We start from the raw sequence: 18,783 nt of genomic DNA, 5'->3' as shown, positions 1-18,783 counted from the left end.
TTACAGAAACAGGTGAAGGCGTACTTGCTGAACATCCTGACCCGCGTGCGCACCTGAAATGCGCACTGCGCTCTGCGGCAGTACCAGAACGCTGCGTACCTCGTCATAAGGCAACACATCCAAACCTTTTTCGTCATACCAGTAAAAACGGTACTGCACCGTCACCGTCTGCGTCTGCGTCTGCGTCTGCGATGAAGTGTTGCGCGGCAATGCCGACGCCCTTCCCCCCTCACTGCGTGTTATCAGGTCGGGTTTTGATGCCGTAATCCCGGCGGATAGCGGGGAGGCATCAAGCACTAACGCTTGCCGTTCGTTGATGGTCAGCACCGGCGGCGGGCTGGAGCACGCCACAACGCCCCATACCATCACAGCAGATAACAGGGTACGCGCAATCTGGACGTTCATGAATTTAATCCGACAATAACGGCCCCAGAGGACGACCACCCAACAGGTGCATATGAATATGATAGACCTCCTGGCCGCCATGACGATTACAATTGACGATCAGCCGATAACCGTCTTCGTCGATGCCTTCGTTGCGCGCAATCTTGCTTGCCACGGTAAACAGTCTCCCCAACGCCAGCTCATGCTCAGACAAGACATCGTTCACGGTGGGAATCAATACGTTAGGCACGATCAAAATGTGTGTTGGCGTGCGGGGTGCGATATTACAAAAGGCAGTCACCAGATCATCCTGGTAGACGATGTCGGAAGGAATTTCCCGGCGGATAATTTTACTGAAAATGGTTTCTTCAGCCATGTTTGAGTTCCTTGTAAACGCGTAACGCCGAATGGTTACGGCAGTATGAGTGACTCTTTCGGTTGCTTTCAACCTTCTTTCCTGTTTTTTCTTGCTCAGATGGTTGAATTTCTGCTGTTTCACCGTCGATAACCGCTCAATAAAAAAGGGAGCCCAGGCTCCCTTTATCACTCCCCGAACCACGAATCGGTGATTGCGGATGTAGTCATCCATATCGGTTTTCAGGTTGTCTGACTTGGTACCAAAAATCGCCTGAACGCCAGAGCCCGCCACCACGACGCCTGCCGCGCCCAGTTTTTTCAGGCCAGCCTGATCCACTTTAGCCACATCACTTACACTCACACGCAAGCGAGTAATGCACGCGTCCAGATTGGTGATGTTCTCTTTACCACCGAATGCGGTGACCAGTGCAGCCGCCATTTCACTGTTGTTTTGCGCAGACTGTTCGGAAGCACTCTCTTCACGGCCCGGTGTTTTCAGATTCAGCTTGTCAATCAGCACGCGGAAAATGGTGTAGTAAACCAGCGCGTAGCACAGACCAACGATCGGGAACAGCCACAGATTGCTGCCGTTACCGCTCAGGACCACAAAGTCGATCAAACCGTGGGAGAAGCTGGTGCCATCACGCTAGAGACGATGGCCGGCAGCCAGCTAAAGTTGGCCGATCCGACGCCCAGCAGAATACCTGCGATAGGCAGTACGGAAACAGGCAGCATCAGCGACTTACCTACTTTTTGCAGGTTGGCAAATGCATTCTTGAACATAATTGAGTGTGCTCCTGAGTAATAGTGCTTTTACGGCGTTATAGCAACAAAAGGCGGGGAGGATACCCTTTGTTATTTTATGGATTTATCCCTCTTTTAATTTTTACGCAGAGTAAAATAAATACCCCGTTTAACGTTTAACTGTTATCACGTTCCATGGCGCAGACAGGTCGACTGGCGCACAAAATCGCTATTCTTGTCTGCTATCGGGACAAATCTCCCCCATCGCTGGCGATGAAAGACCCTGCCAGCGAAGAAATAGGGGAGAATTAATTACACACCACGAAAAAACTCGGCTATTTTCAGACACTAGGCCGCGGCGGTCAACCGATGAGAATCGATGTGGAACAGGCGGGAGAAATTTTCTGTGGTGGCAGCAGCCATCTGGGCAATATCAACACCTTTCAGCACGGCCAGATACTCGGCAACATCGCGCACATAAGCGGGTTGGTTCTCTTTACCACGAAACGGCACTGGCGCCAGCCAGGGAGAATCTGTTTCCACCAGCAAGCGATCCAGTGGTACAAACCGTGCGACGTCGCGGAGTTCATCCGCATTGTGAAACGTCACAATGCCAGAAAACGAGATATAAAACCCCATATCCAGCAGCGTGCGCACCGTTGCAATATCTTCGGTAAAGCAGTGCAACACACCGCCGCAACGTTCGACCCCCTCTTGTTTCAGGATATCAAGGGTGTCCTGACGTGCCGCACGCGTATGAACGATAACCGGTTTGTTTAACTCACATCCGATGCGAATGTGCTCACGAAAGGAATCGCGCTGTTGTACCTGTGTTTCCTGCTGGTAGTAGTAATCCAGGCCGGTTTCTCCCATTGCCACCACTTGCGAATCTGCGGCCAGTTGGCGCAGCTCGGCATAATCATACGGCGCGTCCTGATTAAGGGGATGCACACCGCACGAATAAGCCACTTCGGGCCGATCGCCTATCAGTTCACGCATAGTGCGAAAACCGGGCAGTGTGGTTGCCACCGCCAGCACAAAGCCGACATCGCGTGCCCGAGCTTTGGCCAACACATCAGACACATCTTTATGCAGAGATTGATAATCCAGACCATCAAGATGGCAATGCGAATCCACTAATAACATGCTATTTACTCAACGCTTATCAAACAGAGAAAGGTGGGAGGGTATTCAGGCTTTCCGTTTGGAACAATTGTTCCCATTCCAGCAGCACATCGGCCAGCAGGAGTTCACGGTTTACGCCTGTCACCGTCAGAAGCTGATGGCGGCAGCATAGCCAGCGAGACAGTACCGCATCCAATTCAGCCGCGGTTAATCGGTTGGCCAGCAAAGTCACAAGCTCGTCTTGATCGAGATTCACGCGCGCGTTCGCCGCGCCGCGCTGTATTTTCAATGCATCCAGCAGCAACGAGGACAACCAGTGAATACGCTCCGGCGAGTCTTCATGGTTGAGTAGTGGCAATAGTGTGTAAAATGCACGCGGCGCCACTGCATTTGCCAGCGCCTGACATAATGCAGTGCGCTGGCGCGCGGTCTCTTCTTGCAGAAAATGCTCTGCCGCCAGCGGTGCACCGGCTTGCAAACGTAGTGCGGTTTGCAACACCTGAGTAGACGCGGGATGACGCTTATTAAGCCAGACCACGCTCTGCGCTTCATCAGGCGTAGGCAGGTAAAGATACAGGCAACGGCTACGCAATGTTGCCAACAAACGCGTGGGCTCATAGCAACCCAGCAGGAAGTAGGTCGCCTCCGGCGGTTCTTCCAGCGTTTTTAACAGCGCATTGGCCGCCGCTTCCGTCAGTTGCTCGCTATTTTCGATCCACACCAGTTTAGCACCGCCCTGCCGTGAACGCTGGTAGAGGTTTTCCAGCACGCTGCGGATGGCATCAACCCCTAACGTCTGTTTACCTTTTTCCGGGCTGAGTGCATACCAGTCAGGGTGCGTTCCCGCCATCATCAATTTACAGGAATGGCACTCGCCGCAGCTTTTCATGCCCTCTGGTGTCTGGCACAACAGGCGTCGTGACAAGGAATAGACCAGTGACTCACGCCCCATGCCCGGCAACGCATGCAGCAATACCGCATGGTGTGCCCGCCCCTCCTGACATCCCTCAATCAGTTGCCGATAGGGCCCGTTCAGCCAGGGATACCATTCCATGCTCAGCGCTCCTGTACCGGCTGTGGCACATCATCTTGTGTTGGTTGCTGGTGTAGCCACTGTGTCAGAGCCGCTTCGATATCCGCACTCACCCTCTCCAACGGCTGCGCTGCATCAACGGTAACAATGGTGGGATCCGCTGCGGCCAGCGCCTGATAGCCCGCACGCGTGCGGGCAAAGAAATCCAGTGACTCCTGCTCAATGCGGTCGAGTGCACCGCGCTGACGGGCGCGCGCCAATCCCTGCTCCGGTGGAATATCGAGATACAATGTGAAATCGGGGCGAAATGCACCCAGCACGGTGTCACGCAACGACTGCATTAACTGTTGATCCATACCGCGCCCACCGCCTTGATATGCCAGCGAAGAGAGATCGTGACGATCGCCAATCACCCAACTGCCGCGTGCCAAGGCCGGCTTGATGACATTTTCCACCAACTGCACGCGCGCGGCATAAAGCATCAACAACTCCGCTTTATCTGTGATCTTTTCATCATCGGCACCCTGCTTTATCAGGTCACGCAGTCGCTCGGCCAGCGGTGTACCACCCGGTTCGCGGGTAAAAACCACCTCCTGCACCCCGTGCGCTCGCAAGGTTTTCAGTACGGTATTCTGCGCACTGGTTTTACCTGCGCCTTCCAATCCTTCAATCACGATAAATTTACTGTTCATCCCGGTCCTTCAGCGTAGAGCGGTAAGCGCGCACTGCACGGTTATGATCGGCAAGGTTGGTGGTAAAATGATGCCCGCCCTTCCCGTCCGCCACAAAATAAAGATAATTTGTTTTTGCCGGATGCGCTGCCGCTTCAAGCGAGGCGCGGCTCGGCATGGCGATTGGCGTCGGCGGCAACCCGTCGATCACGTAGGTATTATACGGCGTGGCGGTGTCCAGTGCGCTACGCGTAATCACTCCTCGATAATCATCCCCCATGCCATAAATCACGGTCGGATCGGTTTGCAGACGCATTCCGGCGCGCAGGCGGTTAACAAACACCGAGGCCACCTGAGGGCGTTCCTCTTTCACTGCCGTCTCTTTTTCAACGATGGAGGCCATGGTCAGCAGTGCCTCTGGTGAATCATAAGGCAAGCCCGCCTCGCGGTTTTTCCACACCTCGTCCACGGCATTACGCATCCGATGATGGGCACGCAACAGTAGATCGCGATCGCGGGTTCCGGCGGTATAGAGATAAGTATCAGGATAAAGCCAGCCTTCCGGGTTATCCGCCTGTTTGATATCCAACAGCATGGCAATTTCTTGCGGCGTCTTATCCTGCACGCTGTGCGTCAGGTACGGTGCTGTTTTAAGCGTTTCCCGCCAATCACGCAAGCGTGTCCCTTCAACAAAACGGATTGAGAACTGTGCCTCTTTGCCGCTCGCCAGCAGTGCCAACATCTCCCGCACCGTCATGCCGGGTATAAAGCGGTAGGTCCCCGCTTTGAATTTTGCCAATTCGGGCTCGGTACGCAGAAGCCACTGAAATAGCATCGTCGGCGAGATCACCTGCTTTTCAGTGAGCGAAGTTTCCAGCCCTTCTCTGCCGGTTCCCACCGGGAGGGTGAAAATCGTCTCCTGCTCAATCAGCAGCAGTGAGCGGGCAAATTGTTGGAGGTTATGCCATGCGATGCCGAGCGCAGAGGACAGCACAATCACCAACAGCAGGAAAAATATCGTTTTCTTTCTTTTCATCATTCAACCATCGACTAACCGTTAGGGCTCAGTAGTTGGTACAACGCTCTGGAGCGATAACACCAGGTATCAATTTGATTTACCGGAAGCACCGGCATCAGGGCATTACAAATAAACACTTCATCGGCATCGGCGAGCGTCGGCGCGGGCTCACGCACCACCTGCAACCGGTAATCAGGATATTGGGCCAGGCGAGCAATCAGATGCTGGCGCGCCACGCCGTTCACCCCCGCGAAGGATAGCTCTGGGGTAAATACCTGATTTCCCTTGCGCCAAAATAAATTAGCCGCACAGCATTCCACCAGGTAGCCCTCACTGTACGTCATCCACACCTTGTGTTTCCATCTCTTGACGTATCAGGATCTGCTCAAGGCGATTCAAGTGCTTGATGCCCGCCAGCCGCGCATTGCATCCTAAGGTAACAGGGCTGATGCCAAGAGTAATGCCCTTCTCACGCCATTCAATGTAATGTGCAGGTGTGCAGGATAGGCTGCTTGCATGACAATACGTGTCGGTTCGCTGCAAGACAGGGGGCTATAGCCACGTCCACCACTGCCACGGGTCAGAATGGTTTTTACCACGCCTTGCTCACAGCCTTGTGCCGCCTGCTCCATTTCAGCTTGCAGTGTATCCCATGCAGCAAACGAGATAAGCAAACGCTCAGCATCCTGGCGTAAACGCGCCATGTGCCGTTCTAGCCAGACTATCTTTCCCAACAGTAGCGCGCAGTCGTGAAGCAACCGTCGCCAAACTGAAGGCCGCGATCGGCAACGGCTATCTGCGCTTGCGCCAGACCATTTATCCAAAACATGTGATGTCCTCACCCAACACAGTCATTCACGCCTATGCCATCAATGCAGAGAATATTGGCAATGGCGTGGCGTTCAGAGTGCCAGTAACCCGTGATTGCAACAAGCGGTACGTTCTGAATTCGTCCCTATGCACGCAACGCTGGACGACAGGTAAAAAAACCCGGTTTCCCGGGTTTTTAAGCGGTATCGCAACATGATTACACGCGGCGGAACACCAGCGATCCGTTGGTGCCACCAAAACCGAAGGAATTACACAGCGAGTATTCCATATCGGAAACCTGGCGTGCTTCATGCGATACAAAATCCAGGTCACAACCTTCATCCGGATTATCCAGATTAATGGTCGGTGGAACAGCCTGATCGCGCAGCGCCAGTACAGTGAAGATAGACTCCACAGCACCCGCAGCACCTAACAAGTGTCCGGTCATGGATTTGGTTGAACTCACCAGTACGCGGCTTGCTTCTGCACCAAACACGGATTTCACGGCATGCGTTTCCGCAAGGTCACCTGCTGGCGTCGACGTACCGTGCGCGTTGATATAGCCAACCTGTGCCGGAGTAATACCTGCATCAAGCAGAGCGTTTTTCATCGCCAACGCGGCACCTGCGCCATTTTCCGGCGGTGACGTCATGTGGTAAGCATCACTGCTCATACCGAAGCCAACGATTTCGGCGTAAATTTTCGCGCCGCGTTTCTTCGCATGTTCGTACTCTTCCAGCACCATGATCCCTGCGCCGTCACCCAGCACAAAACCGTCACGGTCTTTATCCCACGGACGGCTTGCCGCCTGCGGATTGTCGTTACGCGTGGAGAGTGCACGGGCTGCGCCGAATCCACCAACACCCAGAGGGGTACTGGCTTTTTCCGCACCTCCAGCCAGCATGATATCTGCATCGTTGTATGCAATGATGCGCGCCGCATGGCCGATATTATGCACGCCAGAAGTACAGGCGGTGGCAATAGAAATACTCGGACCGCGCAGTCCGAACATGATGCTCAGGTGCCCTGCAACCATGTTTACAATGGTAGAAGGAACAAAGAACGGACTGATTTTACACGGACCGCCGTTCACCAGTGAGCTGTGGTTCTCTTCAATAAGACCCAGGCCACCAATGCCGGAACCGATCGCCGCACCGAAGCGCGCCGCGTTTTCTTCCGTTACTTCAATACCGGAATCGCGCATGGCGTTAATGCCGGCGGCGATACCGTATTGGATAAAGGCATCCATCTTGCGCGCTTCTTTGCGCGAGATTAAATCCTCGCTATTGAAATCCTTTACTAAGCCAACAAAACGGGTTGCATAGGCAGTAGTATCGAAATGGTCGATCAGGCTGATGCCACTCTGACCGGCAAGAAGAGCACTCCAGGTGGACTCAACTGTATTGCCGACAGGAGTTAACATGCCCAGTCCGGTCACAACTACACGACGCTTAGACACGCTTGTCCTCCAGGGAGGGAAAATATGACACTGCGGGACAAAGAAAACTTAGGCGGTCGAATGACCGCCTAGATATGTTCGCTTACTGCTGGTTAGCCTGAATAAAATCAATGGCTGCCTGAACAGTTGTGATTTTTTCTGCTTCTTCGTCTGGAATTTCAGTATCAAATTCTTCTTCCAGCGCCATTACCAGTTCAACGGTGTCAAGAGAATCAGCGCCGAGGTCATCAACGAAGGAAGCGTTGTTAACCACTTCTTCCGGTTTAACACCAAGCTGTTCAACGATGATTTTCTTAACGCGTTCTTCGATAGTGCTCATACTCTTAAATTTCCTATCAAAACTCGCTTTCGCGATGGTTTTCGTAGTGTATAAGATGTTGAAAAAGATGCAACAAAATCCCGGCTGGTCTAACCACGATTTTGTGCTATTTTGCGGTTTTCACCGCAAATAACGCAAATAAATTCCGAGCTCATTAGATCAATTACATGCCGCCGTTGACATGCAACGTCTCACCCGTAATATAACCAGCCTCATCAGAGGCTAAAAAAGCAACAGCACTGGCGATCTCTTTCGCGTCCCCAAGACGGTTCGCGGGAACCTGGCTCAAAATGCCTGCACGTTGTTCTTCTGTCAATGCCTGCGTCATGTCGGTTTCGATAAAACCTGGCGCAACCACGTTGACAGTGATGCCGCGTGAGGCCACTTCGCGCGCCAGCGACTTGCTAAAACCAATCAGGCCCGCTTTCGCTGCCGCATAGTTCGCCTGTCCGCCGTTCCCCATCGTCCCGACGACGGAACCGATGGTTACGATACGGCCAAAGCGTTTTTTCATCATGGCACGCAACACCGCTTTTGACAGACGGAATACCGACGTCAGGTTGGTGTCGATAATATCTTGCCACTCGTCGTCTTTCATTCGCATCAACAGGTTATCACGCGTGATGCCGGCGTTATTGACTAAAATGTCGATTTCACCGAAATCCGCACGAATGGCTGTTAATACCGACTCAACGGAAGCCTGATCGGCGACGTTGAGCAGATAACCCTTACCGTTGGCACCCAGCCACTCACTGATGGCTTGCGCGCCATTTTCGCTGGTAGCGGTTCCGATCACGGTAGCACCGCGAGCGACCAACGTTTCAGCGATCGCACGGCCAATACCGCGGCTTGCCCCCGTCACCAGGGCAATTTTTCCTTCAAAGCTCATGGTATTCTCCGTTTTATTGTTCCAGCGCGGTAGATAATGACGCAGGGTCGTTTACCGCTGCGGCGCTCAGGGTATCAACGATACGTTTTGTAAGCCCGGTCAACACATTACCCGGCCCTACTTCCAACAAGGTGTCAACACCTTGAGCGGCAACGAAGGCGACACACTCTGTCCAGCGTACCGGGCTGTAAAGCTGTTTTACCAACGCAGCACGAATCGCATCGGGATCGGTTTCGACACGCGCATCGACGTTGTTCACCACCGGAATGGCTGGCGTAGTAACTGTAATCGCTTTTAACGCCACTGCCAGTTTTTCTGCTACTGGTTTCATCAACGCGCAGTGGGAAGGCACGCTTACCGGCAACGGCAGTGCACGTTTGGCACCCGCAGCCTTACAAGCGGCACCGGCGCGTTCTACGGCCTCTTTATTGCCTGCAATCACCACCTGGCCCGGTGAGTTGAAATTCACCGGAGAAACCACCTGGCCCTGCGCGGAAGCGTCGCACGCAGCCGCAATGGCATCGTTGTCCAGGCCGATGATGGCATACATGGCCCCCGTCCCTTCCGGCATGGCTTCCCGCATCAGTTTTCCGCGCAGTTCAACCAGACGCACCGCTTCCTGAAAATCTAACGCACCGGCACACACCAGCGCAGAGTATTCACCCAGACTGTGCCCTGCCATCAACGCGGGCGATTTGCCGCCCTGCTGCTGCCACACACGCCAAATTGCCACCGAGGCGGTCAGCAATGCGGGCTGGGTTTGCCAGGTTTTATTCAGTTCTTCTGCCGGGCCTTGTGCGGTGAGTTGCCACAAATCGTAACTCAATACGGCAGAAGCCTGAGCGAAGGTCTCTTGTACGACCGGGTACTGTGCGGCCAGTTCAGCCAGCATGCCGACCGTCTGGGAACCTTGCCCCGGAAATACCATTGCAAATTGCGTCATATTAAACGTCCCGTTTCATCAAAAGCGAATCAGCGCTGAACCCCAGGTGAACCCGCCGCCGAATGCTTCCAGCAGGATCAACTGTCCGGGTTTTATCCGCCCGTCACGCACCGCTTCATCGAGCGCGCTGGGCACAGAAGCCGCAGAAGTGTTACCGTGACGATCGAGCGTCACCACAACTTTGTCCATGCCCATACCCAATTTCTTCGCCGTGGCACTGATGATGCGCAGATTAGCCTGGTGCGGCACCAGCCAGTCCAGTTCGCTCTTATCGAGCTGTGCGGCACTCAGTGTTTCTTCAACGATATGCGCCAGTTCCGTCACGGCCACTTTAAACACTTCATTACCGGCCATGGTGAGATAAGCGGGTTGATCCTGATGCGCACGATCCTGATGCGGCAGCGTAAGCAGTTGGCCATAGCGGCCATCGGCGTGCAGATGTGTAGAAAGGATGCCGGGCTGTTCCGACTTGCCCAAGACGACCGCGCCCGCTGCGTCACCAAACAGGATGATCGTGCCGCGATCGGCACGATCCAGCGTGCGTACCAGCGTATCGGAACCAATCACCAACGCATAATCCACCGCGCCGTTTTTAATATATTGATCCGCAATGCTGAGCGCATAGGTAAAACCCGCGCAGGCGGCGGCGACATCAAACGCGATGGTGTCACGAATTTCCAGCATCTGCTGAATCTGGCAGGCCGAACTTGGGAAAGCGTGTGTCGAGGAGGTGGTCGCGACAATCAATAGGCCAATCTTGTCCTTATCTACGCCCGCCATCTCCAACGCGTTTAACGCGGCCCGATGTCCCATGGTCGCCACGTTTTCATCCGGCGCGGCAATGCGGCGCTCACGGATACCGGTGCGCGTCACAATCCACTCATCGGAAGTGTCGACCAATTGTTCTAAATCAGCGTTCGTCCTGATTTGTTCAGGCAAATAACTGCCCGTTCCGATTATTTTAGTATACATGTACGCTCAGTCACTCTTGGGTAATACAGTTTTCAGGCGCGCCGCAATCCGATCCGGAAGTTGCCGCTGCACCGCCTGCATTGCCTGTTCGATGGCTACGGCAAACGCCCGTTGGTTTGCCGCGCCATGGCTTTTTATTACGGTGCCCCGCAGCCCTAACAGACATGCGCCATTATATTGATCAGGATTGAGATGACCGAACCGTTTTGCCAGTCGTTTCTGGATAAACCGGCCGATCAACGTGAGCCACCACGCTTGCTTTTGTTTACGCCCCACACCTGTCGACGAGGATTTCAGCAGCGACAGGAACATCCTTACCACGCCTTCCATCGTCTTCAATGTGACATTACCCACAAAGCCATCACAGACCATCACGTCTGTCTTGCCTGTCAGTAACTCATTGCCTTCAAGGTAACCAATATAGTTAATCGAAGGCGTATTCTTTAACTGTGCAGCCGCATCACGAATCGCCGCCAGCCCTTTGGTCTCTTCTTCGCCGATGTTCAGCAGAGCAACCCGTGGGTTTTGCAGGGCCAGTACTTCTTCAGCCATCACAGAACCCATCACGGCAAACTGCACCAGTTGGGCGCTGTCGCACTCAACGTTAGCCCCCAAATCCAGCACCACGGTTTTGCCATGCTGTTGATGCGGCAGAACCGTGACCAATGCCGGGCGATCGATACCTTCCAACGGTTTGAGCAGCAGTTTTGCCAACCCCATCAAGGCACCGGTATTTCCCGCGCTCACGCACGCTTGTGCCCTACCCGTTTTAATCAGTTCCAACGCAATACGCATCGACGTGCCACGGCTGGCACGGATCGCCTGCGACGGACGCGCATCACTCGCAATAACCGATTCTACCGGCACAATTTCTAACCGGGACAGTAAAGCGGAATTGACTTTGGCGAGTAATGGATGAAGCGCAGCGGGATCGCCGACCAATAACAAGTGAAGACCCGGATTAGAAGCCAGTGCCTGCAACGCCGCAGGCACCGTTACGCAGGGACCGACGTCCCCGCCCATTGCATCTAACGCCAGTGTGAGGCGTGTCAAGGTATTGCCTTGCTAATAATTCGCGAGAATTATTTGGCAATAACCTTGCGACCGCGGTAGTATCCATCCGCAGTGATGTGGTGACGCAGATGAGTTTCGCCAGAAACTTTATCTACGGATACAGAAGAGGTGGTAAGCGCATCGTGAGCACGACGCATACCACGTTTGGAACGGCTAGGTTTGTTCTGTTGTACGGCCACGGACCTTACTCCTTGATTACTTACGCTTTAAACTGGCTAATACGGCAAATGGGTTTGGTTTTTCCGCCTCTTCAGGCAGTTTACCAAACACCATGTCCGCTTCGGACACTTCACAGTGTTCAGAATCATGTACCGGTGCGATGGGCAACACGAGAATAATCTCATCTTCAACCATCGCCAGCAAATCGACCTCGCCAAATTCATCGACATCGATTGGCTCATAAGCTTCCGGCAGAGCCTCTGCCTGCTCGTCGTTGACGACAGGACTGAAACAAAATGTGGTGTGAATCTGATGCTCGAACGGTTTACCGCAGCGCTGGCACATCAGCGTAACTGCCACATCTGCACTGCCGATAATCACCGCCAGGCGCTGATTATCGATGTTAAACGATAAAGAGACCTGCACATCACTATCCACACTGACTACAGACTCGACAACGCGTGCAACTTGTTCAACCGTGTAGACACCAACATAGTCTAAACGTTTTTGAGCCGTGCGAAACGCATCCAGGGTCAGGGGTAATTTTACCTTTTGCATAGGGCGCGCATATTAACGTCGTAACGACATAGAGTCAAAGGAAAAGGCTGCGTTGTCTCACTATTTTATCAAGATTCGCATTCGCCCAGATTCGCTTTTTCAGCGGCGCACAGTGTAAAATGCCTTTTTTGATTGCGCTACGGTTTATCGTAAAATTATGTCTCAGATTGTACTCGCCTCCACCTCCCCTTATCGCAAAAGCCTGCTATCCAAGCTGGGGCTGCTTTTTCTGTGTGCCAATCCCGACATCGATGAAACACCGCGTCCGCAGGAAAACGCGCTCGCATTGGTTGAGCGGTTGGCGCGGGAAAAGGCACAAGCTCTGGCTGACACCTACCCTTCGCACCTGATTATCGGCGGCGATCAAGTGTGCGTGCTCAATGGCGTCATTACCGGAAAACCCCTGACGCCGGAGAACGCCGCGCAGCAGTTGCGTCAGGCGAGTGGCACCTGCGTCTCCTTTTACACCTGCTCAATAGTGCCAGCGGCGCGTTGCAATCGCTGGTCGAACCCCTTTGAGGTGCATTTTCGCGCGTTGAGTGAAGAAGAGATTGCCGCCTATCTGGCGCGAGAGCAGCCTTGGCACTGTGCGGGCAGTTTCAAAAGTGAAGGATTAGGCATCAGCCTGTTTGATAAATTGTCAGGGCGTGACCCCAATACGCTGGTTGGCCTGCCGTTAATCGCACTGTGCGAGATGCTGCGTTACGAAGGCGTAAACCCGTTAACGCTGTCTGGATTAGGGTAATACGCAGCAACAGTAAAAACGCCCGCGCGAAGCTGGCGTTTTTACTGTGAAAGACCGTTAACGCTATTTTTGCTGCCGCAACACCTGCAAGCAGTGGCGCAGTGCAGCATCAAGCGGCGCTTCAATGCGCATGGTTTCACCCGTGCAAGGGTGTTCGAAGGTCAACGACTGCGCATGCAAGAACAAACGCGACAGTCCGGTGGAAGCCAACTGTCGATCAAATTCCCGGTCACCATAGCGGTCGTCAAACGCAATGGGATGACCCGCATGCAGCGTATGCACACGAATCTGGTGCGTGCGTCCAGTTACCGGACTGGCGCGTACCAGCGTTGCCTGTTCAAACCGCTCTTCGACTTTGAAACGGGTTTCTGAGGGTTTGCCTTCGCTGCTGACGCGCACCACGCGCTCACCGCTTTGCAAAATATTCTTCAACAGCGGTGCCTGCACTACCTTGCAATGGGATTGCCACTGACCGCGCACCAGCGCCAGATAATTTTTCTGCATTCCCTTGAGGCGCAGTTGCTCATGCAGGGCACGCAGCGCTGAGCGCTTTTTCGCGATCAGCAATACGCCGGACGTGTCGCGGTCAAGCCGATGCACCAGCTCCAGAAAGCGCGCTTCAGGCCGTAGGGCGCGCAACCCTTCAATAACCCCGAAGCTTAACCCGCTGCCGCCGTGTACCGCTGTGCCAGAGGGCTTATTGAGTACGATCAGACTGTCATCTTCATACAGGATGCAATCGGCCAATGCCGCAACCTTACCGAGACTGGCTGACACGGCAGGTTCGTCACGCTCCGCCACGCGCACGGGAGGAATTCGCACTTCATCACCGTCCAGCAGCTTATATTCCGGCTTGATACGTTTTTTGTTCACGCGCACCTCGCCTTTACGCAAGATGCGGTAAATCATACTTTTCGGCACGCCTTTGAGACGTGCGAGCAAAAAGTTGTCGATACGCTGTCCTGCTTCATCGGCAGAAACTGCGATAAATTGTACTGATGGATTCTCTGTTTTCATGATGCGCGATTCTAAATAGCCCGTGCAGATAGCGCCACTTCTCTTTAATGTGCTTAACTGTCTGCCAGGTGCTTAATAGGTTGATGCAAAAGGATTGGGCCAACTGACCGCTATCACGCTGACGGATCCCGGTAATACATCCGGCGGTTTGATGAAAATCAGGACAACAATCTTGTTGCACACGCGTAAAGTCACCTTGCTATACACGCGTAAAGTCACCTTGCTATAACAGTACCAGCAATGGAATAATGCTGTAGTTTTGCCAGCCTATCTTCCTGAAACAGTGGAAAGGGCGAAATTGTTAAATTTGCCTGATGATGCATAAACGCGGCAATGGCGTAAGACGTAATGTGGAATCAAGCAGTTAGCGGGCTGCGGATGGCAGCTTGACCGGTAAATGGAATCAGATCTGGCGACCCTTCTTCAGAAGCTGTTCCCTCAGTAAATGTGCTGTTTTCCATCAGGAAATACAGGCTACCGAAATATGCGCCTCTATGCAGGCGACAACCGGGAGGTTGACGTCCCTGCGATAAAGCCACGAGGCCATCGGTGTACCCGATCACTCAGCATCTTTGTCCGTAGCTCTACCAATGACGCAAGTAAAAATAACGAGTAAGTTAAGATGAAAAGAATGTTAATTAACGCGACTCAGCAAGAAGAGTTGCGTGTTGCTTTGGTTGATGGTCAACGGCTCTACGATCTGGATATTGAAAGCCCTGGCCATGAGCAAAAGAAAGCCAATATTTATAAAGGAAAAATCACCCGCATCGAACCCAGTCTTGAAGCTGCTTTTGTCGATTACGGCGCAGAAAGACACGGTTTCCTCTCCTTAAAAGAGATCGCTCGCGAATATTTCCCCAGCAACTATGCCTCCCACGGTCGTCCCAACATTAAAGATGTGTTGCGCGAAGGTCAGGAAGTTATCGTTCAGGTGGACAAAGAAGAGCGTGGCAACAAAGGCGCGGCGCTGACCACCTTTATCAGTCTGGCGGGCAGTTATCTGGTGTTGATGCCGAACAACCCGCGCGCGAGTGGCATTTCTCGCCGTATTGAAGGCGACGATCGTACCGAATTGAAAGAAGCACTGAGCTCGCTCGAACTGCCTGACGGCATGGGGCTTATCGTGCGTACCGCGGGTGTCGGCAAATCTGCCGATGCACTCCAGTGGGATCTGGCGTTCCGTCTGAAACACTGGGAGGCAATCAAAAAAGCGGCAAAAGGTCGTCCTGCCCCCTTCCTGATTCATCAGGAAAGCAACGTTATCGTACGCGCATTCCGCGACTATCTGCGTCCGGATATCGGTGAAATCCTTATCGACAACCCAAAAATCCTCGATCTGGCTAAAGAACACATCGCGGCGTTGGGTCGTCCGGATTTCAGCAGCAAAATCAAATTGTACAGCGGTGAAATTCCGTTGTTCAGCCACTATCAGATCGAATCTCAGATTGAATCCGCCTTCCAGCGCGAAGTGCGTTTGCCTTCTGGCGGCTCCATTGTTATCGATACCACTGAAGCATTGACGGCGATTGACATCAACTCCGCCCGTGCAACGCGCGGCGGTGATATTGAAGAAACAGCATTCAACACCAATCTTGAAGCAGCGGATGAAATCGCACGTCAGTTGCGTTTGCGCGATCTTGGTGGCTTGATTGTCATCGACTTTATCGACATGACGCCAGTACGCCACCAGCGCGAAGTGGAAAACCGCCTGCGCGACGCTGTTCGTCAGGATCGCGCCCGTATTCAGATCGGCCGCATCTCCCGTTTCGGCCTGTTAGAAATGTCCCGCCAACGGTTGAGCCCGTCGCTGGGTGAATCCAGCCACCACGTTTGTCCGCGTTGTAGCGGGACGGGAACGATTCGCGATAACGAATCCTTGTCACTCTCTATTCTGCGCCTGATCGAAGAAGAAGCGCTGAAAGAGAATACCCGGGAAGTCCACGCTATCGTGCCGGTGCCTATCGCGTCTTATCTGCTTAACGAAAAACGCGAAGCCGTGAATGCGATTGAAAAACGTCAGGGTGGCGTACGCGCCGTTATCGTGCCGCATGACGGCATGCAAACGCCGCACTACAACGTCCTGCGTATCCGTAAAGGCGAAGAGAAAACCACGCTCAGCTATCTGTTGCCACAGAGTCTTGAAGCCGAAGCGCAGCAGGTTCAGGAAGAGCAGACGCTGGAGCGCAAGGCGCCTGAGCAACCAGCATTGGCCACGTTCACCATGCCTGACCTGCCTGAAACGCCGGTAATCACACCAAAAGCTGCGCCGAAAGCTGCTCCGGAGCAAGCCTCTGTGACTGCAACGCCAGGGCTGTTTGGTCGTTTGTTTGGCGCGTTAAAGAGCATGTTTGCTAGCGCTGAAAGCCAGCCGGAAAGCACCAGCACGCCAGATACAACCGCTACGGAGCAACGTCAGGAACGTCGTTCTGGTCGTCGTCAGGGTTCAAACAACCGTCGCGATCGCAATCAGCGTGATGGCGGGCGTGATAACCGCGACGGCAACCGGGAAAGCCGCGAGTCGCGTGACGATAACCGTCGCAACAAACGTCAGAACACTCCTGCGGTCGCTGAGGCCGTCGCTCCGGTTGAAGAAACGGCAGAAAAAACACCGCGTGACGATCAGCAGCGTCGTGAACAACGTGCCGAACGTCAACGTCGTCGTCAGGAAGAAAAGCGTCAAGCCCAGCAAGACGTCAAAGCCCTGAACCGCGATGAAGAAGAAACGCAGGAAGAGGTTGAGCAAGAGAAACCGACGCCGGTTATGCCGCGTCGTCAGCGCCGTCAGTTAGCGCAGAAAGTGCGTATCATTGACGGTGACGCTGCTCAAACCGACAGCCAGGCTGATGACGCAGTGGCTCCAGCACCCGTTGCAGAACACGCGCTGCCGTTGCTGACGGATGCCACGGCGAACACCTCTGTTGACGCAGAAGCCAACGGCGAGCAGGCGGAAGCGGGCCGTAACGATGCGAATATGCCGCGCCGTTCACGCCGTTCACCGCGTCATTTGCGCGTCAGCGGTCAACGTCGTCGTCGCTACCGTGATGAGCGTTATCCGACACAATCACCGATGCCGCTGGCCCAGGCATCAGCTTCACCGGAAATGGCGTCAGGTAAAGTCTGGATCCGCTATCCGGTAGCGGCATTGGCGCAAAGCGAAGAACACGTCGCTGAGCAATTGCCTGTATCCGAAGCGCCGCTGGCAGCCCTGCCAGTGATTGCGGCACCTGACGCTGAGACGCAACCTGCCGCTATGCCCGTTACAGACGCCGTAGTTGCTGAGACGCATGTTGCTGAAATCGCAGCGGAGACCGTCAGCGCAGAACAAACCATCACGAAAGTGGTTGCAGAGCACGCGGTGGAAGAATCCGTTAGCGCAGAAGATGCCGTGGCCCCCGAAGCTGACGTGACGGAAGAAAACGTTGACGTCACTGACGCTGTCGTGGCTGAGAATGCCGTAGCTGAAACCGCCGCCGCCCCCACCCCTGTTGTCGAAGAAGAGCCGGTTGTAGCTTCAGCGACGCTAACAGCAAGTGCAGTGCAGGCAGCAGTTGAGTCAGCAGAGGAGCAATCGGCCGCCGCGGATGTTTATCAGGCAACGGAAGAAACCGTGCATGCGGCCGTAGAGGCATCAACCAAGGTTGAAGAATCTGCTACGTCGGAAGACGTCGTCGAGACAGCAGCGCAGGTTGCAACGATGGTACGTGCAGTGCAACCGCTACGCACCGCCTCTAAACAGCAGCATGCTTCGCACCGATGACCAAAGCCCCAGCACCGGCTTACGTTGCAGAACCGCCGCGTCATAGCGACTGGGTGCGTCCGACAACGTCGTTCTCAGGCAAAGGCGGCGCAGGCGGTCAATCACGCGACCGCCGCTGCGGCAAAACCCGCAACCTTTGAGTAATCAGGCCGTTCAGGCACTAAAAACCCCTCTTCGGAGGGGTTTTTTATATCGGCGTGAGAAATACCGTAGCTTAGAGCAGTGCACGCAGTGGGGTAATCACCATTCCCAACGTTTTCCCTTCCAGATCGGCCACCAGTTGTTGAAAATGCGGGGTCGCTTCGTGCTCCGTCAATACAATACTTCACGGCTTGCCCAGCGTTCAAAAAACACAAACGTACCAGGCGCGTCCAATGACTCGTACAGATCGTATTGCAGGTTTCCCGCTTCGGCACGGCTGGGGGCCACGACCTTTTTTACCGCTTGTTCTACTGCATCGACATGTTCGGGTTTAGCCTGAATACTGGCGACAATGCGCAATTCCATATGTTGCTCCTGTTAATGTATCCCCATCTGCCTCAAAGGGCGCGACAGAGAAAGTATTGATGGGGTTTACCATACGCTACTCTTTTGCTTGCGGGTACCCTATCAGCGTTTCGTTAGCACATAACGTCACTCGTCGAGAACCATCACCGCAAACAACAAACGGGTGCATTTCCAGCGCTTTGCGCTTATGCTTGTGACCCGCCGTATCTGCCGTGACATTTAGCATTTAGCCCGCTGGAGCG

Annotated in this window: 21 protein-coding genes and 2 pseudogenes; 3 read left to right on the top strand and 20 right to left on the bottom strand. The window is 53.9% G+C overall.

Annotation, left to right across the window (positions count from 1 at the left end):
- The 17 genes and pseudogenes from ACMZI0_RS13320 to yceD form a co-directional block, all read right to left on the bottom strand.
- On the bottom strand, window positions 1-405 hold the full coding sequence (locus tag ACMZI0_RS13320) for a DUF1425 domain-containing protein (protein ID WP_415673306.1): 405 nt from the start codon (window positions 403-405) through the stop codon (window positions 1-3).
- A gap of 4 nt (window positions 406-409) precedes the next feature.
- Window positions 410-760, bottom strand: a complete 351-nt coding sequence (hinT, locus tag ACMZI0_RS13315) for a purine nucleoside phosphoramidase (protein WP_415673441.1) — start codon at window positions 758-760, stop codon at window positions 410-412.
- Window positions 761-949: 189 nt separating this feature from the next.
- Window positions 950-1,387: pseudogene (locus ACMZI0_RS13310) on the bottom strand (glucose PTS transporter subunit EIIB); the annotation flags it as partial.
- Window positions 1,357-1,524, bottom strand: coding sequence for a hypothetical protein (locus ACMZI0_RS13305; RefSeq protein WP_415673305.1), 168 nt, complete (start codon window positions 1,522-1,524; stop codon window positions 1,357-1,359). The gene ACMZI0_RS13305 and the pseudogene ACMZI0_RS13310, both read right to left, overlap by 31 nt.
- Before the next feature lie 309 nt (window positions 1,525-1,833).
- Window positions 1,834-2,631 (bottom strand): metal-dependent hydrolase, encoded by a 798-nt coding sequence (locus ACMZI0_RS13300; protein WP_415673304.1) that lies wholly within the window; start codon window positions 2,629-2,631, stop codon window positions 1,834-1,836.
- Window positions 2,632-2,650: 19 nt separating this feature from the next.
- Complete coding sequence (gene holB / locus ACMZI0_RS13295) at window positions 2,651-3,664, bottom strand: DNA polymerase III subunit delta' (RefSeq protein ID WP_415673303.1); 1,014 nt, start codon at window positions 3,662-3,664, stop codon at window positions 2,651-2,653.
- Window positions 3,665-3,666: 2 nt separating this feature from the next.
- A complete protein-coding gene (gene tmk, locus ACMZI0_RS13290; RefSeq protein WP_415673302.1) occupies window positions 3,667-4,335 on the bottom strand; it encodes a dTMP kinase in 669 nt (222 codons plus the stop codon).
- Window positions 4,325-5,350 (bottom strand): endolytic transglycosylase MltG, encoded by a 1,026-nt coding sequence (gene mltG, locus ACMZI0_RS13285; protein ID WP_415673440.1) that lies wholly within the window; start codon window positions 5,348-5,350, stop codon window positions 4,325-4,327. Before mltG ends, tmk begins: the two co-directional genes overlap by 11 nt.
- 14 nt (window positions 5,351-5,364) lie before the next feature.
- Window positions 5,365-6,036: pseudogene (gene pabC / locus ACMZI0_RS13280) on the bottom strand (aminodeoxychorismate lyase).
- 323 nt (window positions 6,037-6,359) lie between these two features.
- A complete protein-coding gene (fabF, locus tag ACMZI0_RS13275) occupies window positions 6,360-7,601 on the bottom strand; it encodes a beta-ketoacyl-ACP synthase II (RefSeq protein ID WP_415673301.1) in 1,242 nt (413 codons plus the stop codon).
- 82 nt (window positions 7,602-7,683) lie between these two features.
- Complete coding sequence (acpP, locus tag ACMZI0_RS13270; protein WP_012765204.1) at window positions 7,684-7,920, bottom strand: acyl carrier protein; 237 nt, start codon at window positions 7,918-7,920, stop codon at window positions 7,684-7,686.
- A 163-nt stretch (window positions 7,921-8,083) separates the two neighbouring features.
- Window positions 8,084-8,809, bottom strand: a complete 726-nt coding sequence (gene fabG / locus ACMZI0_RS13265) for a 3-oxoacyl-ACP reductase FabG (protein ID WP_415673300.1) — start codon at window positions 8,807-8,809, stop codon at window positions 8,084-8,086.
- Window positions 8,810-8,822: 13 nt separating this feature from the next.
- The gene (fabD, locus tag ACMZI0_RS13260; protein ID WP_415673299.1) at window positions 8,823-9,752 is read right to left on the bottom strand and encodes an ACP S-malonyltransferase; all 930 of its coding nucleotides are present in this window, start codon (window positions 9,750-9,752) and stop codon (window positions 8,823-8,825) included.
- Between the two features lie 18 nt (window positions 9,753-9,770).
- Window positions 9,771-10,724: a beta-ketoacyl-ACP synthase III gene (locus ACMZI0_RS13255; protein WP_415673298.1), complete on the bottom strand. Its 954-nt coding sequence runs from the start codon at window positions 10,722-10,724 to the stop codon at window positions 9,771-9,773.
- Between the two features lie 6 nt (window positions 10,725-10,730).
- Window positions 10,731-11,777, bottom strand: coding sequence for a phosphate acyltransferase PlsX (plsX, locus tag ACMZI0_RS13250; protein WP_415673297.1), 1,047 nt, complete (start codon window positions 11,775-11,777; stop codon window positions 10,731-10,733).
- Window positions 11,778-11,806: 29 nt separating this feature from the next.
- Window positions 11,807-11,977 (bottom strand): 50S ribosomal protein L32, encoded by a 171-nt coding sequence (gene rpmF, locus ACMZI0_RS13245; protein WP_009112338.1) that lies wholly within the window; start codon window positions 11,975-11,977, stop codon window positions 11,807-11,809.
- 16 nt (window positions 11,978-11,993) lie between these two features.
- The gene (gene yceD / locus ACMZI0_RS13240) at window positions 11,994-12,515 is read right to left on the bottom strand and encodes a 23S rRNA accumulation protein YceD (RefSeq protein WP_415673296.1); all 522 of its coding nucleotides are present in this window, start codon (window positions 12,513-12,515) and stop codon (window positions 11,994-11,996) included.
- Between the two features lie 157 nt (window positions 12,516-12,672).
- On the opposite strand from yceD, the gene ACMZI0_RS13235 reads away from it, so the two are divergent.
- Window positions 12,673-13,260, top strand: coding sequence for a Maf family protein (locus tag ACMZI0_RS13235; RefSeq protein ID WP_415673295.1), 588 nt, complete (start codon window positions 12,673-12,675; stop codon window positions 13,258-13,260).
- Between the two features lie 63 nt (window positions 13,261-13,323).
- Here ACMZI0_RS13235 and rluC read toward each other — a convergent pair whose 3' ends face one another.
- Window positions 13,324-14,277 (bottom strand): 23S rRNA pseudouridine(955/2504/2580) synthase RluC, encoded by a 954-nt coding sequence (rluC, locus tag ACMZI0_RS13230; RefSeq protein WP_415673294.1) that lies wholly within the window; start codon window positions 14,275-14,277, stop codon window positions 13,324-13,326.
- 622 nt (window positions 14,278-14,899) lie between these two features.
- On the opposite strand from rluC, the gene rne reads away from it, so the two are divergent.
- Window positions 14,900-18,034 carry a ribonuclease E gene (gene rne, locus ACMZI0_RS13225; RefSeq protein ID WP_415673293.1) on the top strand — a complete coding sequence of 1,045 codons (3,135 nt, stop codon included), beginning with the start codon at window positions 14,900-14,902 and terminating at the stop codon, window positions 18,032-18,034.
- Window positions 18,031-18,174, top strand: coding sequence for a hypothetical protein (locus ACMZI0_RS13220; protein WP_415673292.1), 144 nt, complete (start codon window positions 18,031-18,033; stop codon window positions 18,172-18,174). The genes rne and ACMZI0_RS13220 overlap by 4 nt, the downstream gene beginning before the upstream one ends.
- A gap of 172 nt (window positions 18,175-18,346) precedes the next feature.
- On the opposite strand, the gene ACMZI0_RS13215 is transcribed toward ACMZI0_RS13220, so the two are convergent.
- The gene (locus ACMZI0_RS13215; RefSeq protein WP_415673291.1) at window positions 18,347-18,541 is read right to left on the bottom strand and encodes a putative quinol monooxygenase; all 195 of its coding nucleotides are present in this window, start codon (window positions 18,539-18,541) and stop codon (window positions 18,347-18,349) included.
- A gap of 76 nt (window positions 18,542-18,617) precedes the next feature.
- Entirely contained in the window at window positions 18,618-18,767 is a 150-nt protein-coding gene (locus ACMZI0_RS13210; RefSeq protein ID WP_415673290.1) for a hypothetical protein, read from the bottom strand.
- Between the last annotated feature and the right edge of the window lie 16 nt (window positions 18,768-18,783).

Source organism: Symbiopectobacterium sp. (assembly GCF_047692315.1).
Lineage (GTDB): Bacteria > Pseudomonadota > Gammaproteobacteria > Enterobacterales > Enterobacteriaceae > Symbiopectobacterium.
Note: the sequence above shows the minus strand (reverse complement) of the source record. Positions and strands in the feature narration are given on the sequence as shown.